Here is a 1,827-nt window from a genome sequence, read left to right as displayed (position 1 = left end):
GGTCCCGAACCTTGCCGGGTCGGCACGCCGCATCCCGCTCGATCCGGCGTTGGCCGATGGCTTGCGCGGGCTCGCGCGGCGACACCAGACGACGCTGTTCGTCGTCATGCTGGCGAGCTTCAAGCTGCTGCTCCGTCGCTACACGGGTCAGTCCGACATCAACATCGGCGTGCCCGTTGCCAATCGGCACCGTGACGAAACGCATGGCGTGATAGGCTTGTTCGTCAACACCCAGGTGCTTCGCACGCAGATCGACGGCCGCGCGCGGATCGCGGACTTCATCGCGGCGGTTCATTCGGCCACGATCGAGGCACAGGAGAACCAGGACCTTCCGTTCGAGCGATTGCTGGAGATCCTCCAGCCCACGCGCAGCTTGAGCCAGAATCCGCTCTTCCAGGTCCTCTACAATCACCAGCGCCGTCGGGCGTCGGGCGGTCCGCCCGATCAGACCGGCCTCCAGATCGAGAAAATCGACGCCGACGTCGATACGGTCAAATTCGACCTCGCGCTCGACACCGACGAGGGGCCGTCCGGCGAAGTCCGCGCCATCTTCACCTACGCGACGGCGCTGTTCGAGGCGGCGACGATCGAACGCCTTGCCACGCATTGGATCACGATCATGAAGGCGATGGTCGCTGACGACACGCAATCGATCGCCGACGTGGCGTTGCTCTCCGAACAGGAGCTGGAGAGGCTACGCCAATGGAACGGCGCGGATGGTGGAACGACAGGCGCACCGTTCACGCCGGTGCATCGGACGGTTGCGCGGCTGGCCGCCGAAACGCCGGATGCGCCGGCGCTGGTCTTCGGCAACGATGAAATCACTTATGCCGAGCTCAACCGTCGCGCCAATCGCCTTGCGCACCACCTGATGCGCCTTGGCGTCGGGCACTCGGACCTCGTCGGCGTCTCGGCAAGACGCTCGCCGTATCTCGTTGTGGCCCTGCTCGCGATCTTGAAGACAGGCGCAGCCTATCTGCCGCTTGATCCCGAGCATCCGGCCAGGCGGCAGGTCGGCACCATGCGCGATGCCGGCGCGCGTGTCGTGCTGGTTGACGCCGATGGTTCGGCGCTGACGCCGCCGCCGTCCGGCATCGAGGTCGTTTCGCTCGATACGATCGACCTTGCGCGGGAGAGCGAAAGCGATCCGGAGATCGCGGTGGCGGCGACCGGCCTTGCCTATGTGATCTATACCTCTGGCTCCACCGGCGTCCCCAAAGGCGTCGCGGTCGAGCACGGTCCGTTCGCGATGCATTGCGAGGTGACTGCTGGGCTCTACGACATGGACCGGCACTCGCGCGAGCTGCACTTCCTGTCCTTCACCTTCGATGGTGCCCATGAGCGGCTCTGGACCGCGCTGACCTGCGGCGCAACGCTCGTGATGCGCGATGCCGATCTGTGGTCGGCCGAGCAGACCATCGAGGTTCTGCGCCGCCAGCGCGTCACCAACGCCGGCTTCCCGCCCGCCTACCTGCAACAGCTCGCCGACTTCGCGATGTGGCGCGGCGATCCGCCGCCGGTGGAGCTGTATTCGTTCGGCGGTGAGGCGATGCCCAAGGCAGGTTTCGACAAGGTCAAGCGCGCGCTCAAGCCGCGGACATTGATCAACGGTTACGGGCCGACCGAGACCGTGGTGACGCCGCTGGTCTGGAAGGTCGATGCCAGCGAGGAGATCGAGGGCAATTATGCGCCGATCGGTCGTCCGGTCGGCCGCCGCTCGGCCCACATTCTGGACGGTGATCTCAACGTCGTCCCGGTCGGCGTGACCGGCGAGCTGTTCATCGGCGGCGAGGGACTGGCGCGCGGTTACTGGCGGCGCGCCGAGCT

1 protein-coding gene is annotated in these 1,827 nt (G+C 66.2%); it reads left to right on the top strand.

The annotated features are described in order from the left end of the window. Nucleotides 1–1,827, top strand: a 1,827-nt coding sequence (locus MOV74_RS37210; RefSeq protein WP_246932392.1) for an AMP-binding protein, incomplete at both ends; no start/stop codon positions are given.

The sequence above is a fragment of the Bradyrhizobium sp. SHOUNA76 genome, assembly GCF_023006445.1.
GTDB lineage: Bacteria > Pseudomonadota > Alphaproteobacteria > Rhizobiales > Xanthobacteraceae > Bradyrhizobium.
This window is presented reverse-complemented; position numbering and strand designations above follow the sequence as displayed.